This is a genomic window from Streptomyces sp. MB09-02B, from assembly GCF_033794485.1.
Taxonomy (GTDB): Bacteria; Actinomycetota; Actinomycetes; order Streptomycetales; family Streptomycetaceae; genus Streptomyces.
The window spans coordinates 1-5,623 of sequence record NZ_JARGEE010000522.1 but is presented as its reverse complement, the minus strand read 5'-3'; the positions used below and the strand labels follow the sequence as shown (position 1 = coordinate 5,623).

General features: G+C 71.8%; 4 protein-coding genes and 1 pseudogene. 1 reads left to right on the top strand and 4 read right to left on the bottom strand.

Annotated elements, in window-relative coordinates:
• Positions 1-1,099: pseudogene (locus tag P1P70_RS39645) on the top strand (histidine kinase); the annotation flags it as partial.
• 125 nt (positions 1,100-1,224) lie between these two features.
• Here P1P70_RS39645 and P1P70_RS39640 read toward each other — a convergent pair.
• From P1P70_RS39640 to P1P70_RS39625, 4 genes are all read right to left on the bottom strand, one after another.
• Complete coding sequence (locus P1P70_RS39640) at positions 1,225-2,883, bottom strand: long-chain fatty acid--CoA ligase (protein WP_319246555.1); 1,659 nt, start codon at positions 2,881-2,883, stop codon at positions 1,225-1,227.
• Between the two features lie 278 nt (positions 2,884-3,161).
• A complete protein-coding gene (locus P1P70_RS39635) occupies positions 3,162-3,803 on the bottom strand; it encodes a SigE family RNA polymerase sigma factor (protein WP_319246553.1) in 642 nt (213 codons plus the stop codon).
• Between the two features lie 227 nt (positions 3,804-4,030).
• The gene (locus P1P70_RS39630; RefSeq protein ID WP_319246551.1) at positions 4,031-5,197 is read right to left on the bottom strand and encodes a lipid-transfer protein; all 1,167 of its coding nucleotides are present in this window, start codon (positions 5,195-5,197) and stop codon (positions 4,031-4,033) included.
• Complete coding sequence (locus P1P70_RS39625) at positions 5,194-5,616, bottom strand: MaoC family dehydratase (protein ID WP_319246558.1); 423 nt, start codon at positions 5,614-5,616, stop codon at positions 5,194-5,196. The genes P1P70_RS39630 and P1P70_RS39625 overlap by 4 nt, the downstream gene beginning before the upstream one ends.
• Positions 5,617-5,623 lie beyond the last annotated feature (7 nt).

The following is a 5,623-nucleotide window of genomic DNA, read 5'->3' as shown; positions in this document are numbered from 1 at the left end:
GGGGTGGGGTCTGTCCGGTGCCCACCCGCAGTCCACCCCCACCAACGGCACGGGTCTGCGCGTGGGCACCGGACAGACCCCACCCCCGGGTCGGGTCGCGGCCCAGCCGCAGACGGCCCCCCAGGTGTCGCAGCCTTCACTCGCCGGGCAGGTCCCGCTGCCGTCGCAGCCCTCGCTCGCCGGGCAGGTTCCGCTCCCGTCGCAGCCGTCCCTCGCCGGGCAGTCCCGGCTGGCGGGCCGTACGGAGGGGGCCGGGCGGTCGTACGCCATAGGGGCGCCCGACGAGAACGCGGACGAAGGTCCCGAGCCCCTTGACGGGCCCGGCGGCGCGGTGGAGGTCCCCGACCGTCCGCATCCGCAGCCGATGGACGACGAGTTGCCTCCGGAGCCGCTCGACAACCCGCGTCGGCTGCTGGTGTGGCCCGCGCCGGACGTGACGACCCACCAGGCGCTGAGCGAGCGTGGCTACCGGCCCGTCATCGTGAACTCCCGCGAGGACGTGGACGCCCAGATCGCCGCGTACCCGGCCGCCCTGTTCGTCGATCCGCTGACCGGGCCCATCACCCGCACGGCGCTCCAGTCGCTGCGTCAGGCCGCCGTGGCCGCCGAGGTCCCCGTCCTCGTCACGGCGGGCCTCGGCCAGGCAACGCGTGAGGCTGCGTACGGGGCCGACCCGGCGATCCTGCTGAAGGCGCTCGCGCCCCGCGACTCCGAGCAGCACCCGCCGCGCGTCCTGCTCATCGAGGAGCACGCGGAGATCGCGCTGGCCCTGACCGCGACGCTGGAACGGCGTGGCATGCAGGTCGCGCGGGCGGCGTCGGACGCGGACGCGGTCACCCTGGCCGCGCAGATGCGGCCCAACCTCGTGGTGATGGACCTGCTCCAGGTGCACCGCCGCCAGGCCGGAATCATCGACTGGCTGCGGGCGAACGGCCAATTGAACCGCACCCCGCTCGTCGTCTACACCGCCGCCGTCGACCAGTCCGAACTCCCGCGCCTGGCCTCGGGCGAGACGGTCCTCTTCCTCGCGGAACGCTCGACGAGCCCCGAGGTCCAGACCCGGATCGTGGACCTGTTGGCACGAGTCGGCACGAACTGAACCCACGGACACCAACAGTTGGGGCGGTGTTTCACGTGAAACACCGCCCCAACTGCCTTACGTGCGCGTCCTAGTCCTGCGTCACATCTGCGTCGGACCTGCGTCGGACGTGCGTCGGACGTGCGTCAGATCTGCGTCACGTCCAACGAACCCTCCGCGTACTGCCTCCGCAGCACCTTCTTGTCGAACTTGCCCACGCTCGTCTTCGGCACCGACTCGATGATCGTCCAGCGCTCCGGGAGCTGCCACTTGGCGATGTGGCCCTCGTCGGCGAGGAAGGAGCGCAGGGCGGCGAAGTCGGCGGTGGAGCCCTCCTTCAGTACGACCGTGGCGAGGGGGCGCTCGCCCCACTTCTCGTCCGGTACGGCGACGACGGCGGCCTCGGCGACGTCCGGGTGGGCCATGAGCGCGTTCTCCAGCTCGACCGAGGAGATCCACTCGCCGCCCGACTTGATGACGTCCTTGGCCCGGTCGGTGAGGGTGAGGAAGCCGTCGGGGCTGATCGTGCCGACGTCGCCCGTCTTCAGCCAGCCGTCCTCACTGAACTTGTCGTCGGGGCGGATGGGTTCGGCACCCTGGCCGCCGAAGTAGGCACCCGCGATCCAGGGGCCCCGGACCTCCAGCTCACCGGCGGACTCGCCGTCCCAGGGGAGGCGTTCGCCGCCGGGACCGGTGAGGCGGGCCTCGACCGAGGCGGGGAAGCGGCCCTGGGTGAGGCGGTAGGCGAGCTCCTCCTCCGAGCCGGCCTCGACATGGGCCGGGGGCCGGGCGATCGTGCCGAGCGGGGAGGTCTCCGTCATGCCCCAGGCGTGGCAGACGCGCATACCCAGCTTGTCGAAGGCCTCCATGAGGGCGGGCGGGCAGGCCGAGCCGCCGATGGTCACCTGGGTGAGGGAGGCGACCTCGCGCGGGCGGGCGGTCAGCTCCGCGAGCAGGCCCTGCCAGATGGTGGGCACGGCGGCGGCGTGCGACGGCTTCAGCGTCTCGATCATCTCGGCGAGCGGGCCGGGCTGCAGGAAGCGGTCGGGCATCAGCATGTTGACGCCGGTCATGAAGGTCGCGTGCGGCAGACCCCAGGCGTTGACGTGGAACTGCGGGACGACGACGAGCGAGAGGTCGGCGTCCGTCAGGCCCATGGACTGGGCCATGTTGACCTGCATGGAGTGCAGGTAGATCGAGCGGTGGGAGTAGACGACGCCCTTGGGGTCGCCGGTGGTGCCGGAGGTGTAACACATGGCCGCGGCGGTGCGTTCGTCCAGCTCGGGCCAGTCGTAGGTGGTCGGCTTGCCGGCGATCAGGTCCTCGTACTCGTGCACCTGGACGCTCGCTCCGGCGAGCAGCGACCGGTCGCCGGGCCCGGCCACGACGACGTGCTCCACCGGCTTGAGGTGCGGGAGGAGCGGCGCGAGGAGGGGAAGCAGCGAACCGTTGGCGATGATCACGCGGTCGGCGGCGTGGTGCACGATCCAGGCGAGCTGCTCGGGGGGCAGCCGCAGGTTGAGGGTGTGCAGAACGGCGCCCATGGAGGGGATGGCGAAGTACGCCTCGACGTGTTCCGCGTTGTTCCACATGAGCGTGGCGACCCGTTCGTCACCGTCGACGCCGAGATCCTCGCGCAGGGCGTGGGCCAGCTGCGCGGCGCGGGCGCCGATCTCGGCGTAGGAGCGGCGGTCGGGCTCGCCCTCGCCGGTCCAGGTGATCACCTGCGACGTCCCGTGGATGCTCGACCCGTGGGTCAGGATCCTGGAGATCAACAGCGGTACGTCCTGCATGGTGCTCAGCACGGCGTCCTCCCGGGGCGGCTCTGCCTACGCGGTGGTAACGGTTGCGCTGATTCTGCTCACATACCGCTCGGTATGTCACTAGGTGCCAGGATGATCGATCAGAGAGAGCCGTCGCGCGAACCACATGACAGGCCAACGAACGTGCCGGCGCACGGGTTCCAGGCAAGCGCACGGGTTCCAGGCAAGTGCACGGGGTCCGTGTCAGCGCACGGGGTCCATGCTGGCGGACGGGTTCCACGCCGACGCTCGGGTTCCATGTCGGCGGACGGGGTTCCGCGTCAGCGCACAGGTTCCAGCTCGGGGTCCTCGCGCAGCTTGCCCAGCGCGCGGGACACCGCCGACTTCACCGTGCCGACCGAGACGCCGAGCACCTCGGCCGTCTGGATCTCGCTCAGGTCCTCGTAGTACCTGAGGACGACCATGGCCCGCTGCCGCGCCGGCAGCTTCATGATCGCCCGCCACATCGCGTCGTGCAGCGCCTGCTGCTCGGCCGGGTCGGCGGCCTGGACCCCGTCCGGCTCCGGCAGCTCGTCGCACGCGAACTCGTCCACCTTGCGCTTGCGCCACTGGGACGTCCGGGTGTTCAGCAGCGCCCGGCGGACATAGCCGTCGAGGGCCCGGTGGTCCTCGATGCGCTCCCAGGCGACATACGTCTTGGCCAGCGCGGTCTGCAGGAGGTCCTCGGCGTCGCACGGGTTCGCGGTCAGCGACCGGGCGGTCCGCAGCAGCACCGGCTGGCGGGCCTTCACGTACGCCGAGAACGACGGGTACGACAGGTCCGTCAGGCCCGGCAGGGTCGGCCGGGCTGAGTGCGAGCGGGCCGGGGTCGAACGGGCCGAGGTCGAACGGGCCGAGGTCGACAGGGTCCGCGGCACTGGAGCAGCGGCCTGCGAAGCGCTGGTGCAGACGGGTGTGGTCATGGCTCCACGCTAGGAGCGGGCCCCGCCCGGCGGATCGGCCGCAGGTCCCGAAGCCGAATCCCCCTCAGGTTGTAGGAGTGGGGCAGACCTCACCTACTGGAGGTGGATGAACAGCCCCCAGGTACTGAGGGTGTACCCCTGAGGACCACCTGCCCCGGGTGTACGGCGCCCGCCCCACCGGCCCCCGGAGTGCCCGAAGCCCTCCTCAGCCGCCCCGTCCGCACCGCTCACCCGTCCGCTCCCAGCACCAACCCCGAGGTGGGCACCCCCGTCCCCGCGGTGACCAGCACCCGCTCGGCACCGGCGACCTGGTTCACGGAGGTGCCCCGCAGCTGTCGTACGGCCTCCGCGATGCCGTTCATCCCATGCAGATACGCCTCGCCGAGCTGCCCGCCGTGCGTGTTGAGCGGCAGCCGTTCCTCTGCGACGAAGTTGGCCGCCTCCCCCGGCCCGCAGAACCCGAACTCCTCCAACTGCATCAGCACGAACGGCGTGAAGTGGTCGTAGAGGATGCCCACGTCGATGTCGTCGGGGCCCAGCCCCGAGGTGCGCCGGAGCTGTCGGGCGACGACACCCATCTCCGGCAGCCCGGTGAGATCGCTGTCGTAGAAGCCGGTCATCTGCTGCTGCGCCCGGCCCGCGCCCTGGGCGGCGGCCACGACCACGGCGGGCGGCTTCGGCAGATCACGCGCGCGCTCCACCGAGGTCACGACGAGCGCCTGACCGCCGTCCGTCTCCTGGCAGCAGTCCAGCAGCCGCAGCGGCTCGACGATCCAGCGCGATGCCGCGTGGTCGTCGAGGGTGATGGGGCGGCCGTGGAAGTACGCCGCCGGGTTGGTCGCCGCGTGCCGGCGGTCGACCACGGCCACGTGTCCGAACGCCTCCGGGGTCAGCCCGTAGGCGTACAGATAGCGCTGTGCCGCCATCGCCACCCACGAGGCGGGCGTGAGCAGCCCGAACGGCAGCGTCCAGCCCAGGGCCACGCCCTCCGCAGACGGCTCCCGGTGCCGTACACCCGACCCGAACCGGCGCCCCGAGCGCTCGTTGAAGGCCCGGTAGCAGACCACGACCTCGGCCACGCCCGTCGCGACCGCGAGCGCCGCCTGCTGCACGGTCGCGCACGCGGCACCGCCGCCGTAGTGGACGCGGGAGAAGAAGGACAGCTCGCCGATGCCGGCCGCCTGCGCGACCGTGATCTCCGGGCTCGTGTCCATCGTGAACGTCACCATGCCGTCCACGTCCGCCGGCGCCAGCCCCGCGTCGTCCAGCGCCGCGCGCACCGCCTCCACGGCCAGCCGCAGCTCGCTGCGCCCCGAGTCCTTGGAGAAGTCGGTCGCTCCGATGCCGACGATCGCGGCCCGCCCGCCGAGCCCGTCCTTGGTCCGTACGCTCACACCGCCTCCCTCGGGGGCATGGGCAGGGGGAGGAGGGGCAGGGTCAGGGTCACCGTGCCGGTGACGTGCCGGCCGACGCCGTTGTCGCCGATCACCTTGACCGTGACCGTCGGGCCGTCGGTCGTCTCGACCGTGCCCGTCAATACCATCGTGTCGCCCGGGTAGTTGGGCGCGCCAAGCCGGATCGCCACCTTGCGCAGGACGGCGTCCGGTCCGAAGTGGTCGGTCACGTACCGCCCCACCAGCCCGTTCGTCGTCAGGATGTTCATGAACACATCGGGCGACCCGCGCCGCCGCGCCAGCTCCGGGTCGTGGTGCACGTCCTGGTAGTCCCGCGAGGCGATCGCCCCCGCGACGACGAGCGTGCGGGTGATCTCGATCTCCAGCGGCGGGATCACGTCCCCTGCCCCGGCCCTCACGCCGGCC

Bases quoted from the DNA above. Each gene is read 5' to 3' on its own strand.
- P1P70_RS39635 (WP_319246553.1), bottom strand. From the start codon at position 3,803: ATGACCACACCCGTCTGCACCAGCGCTTCGCAGGCCGCTGCTCCAGTG.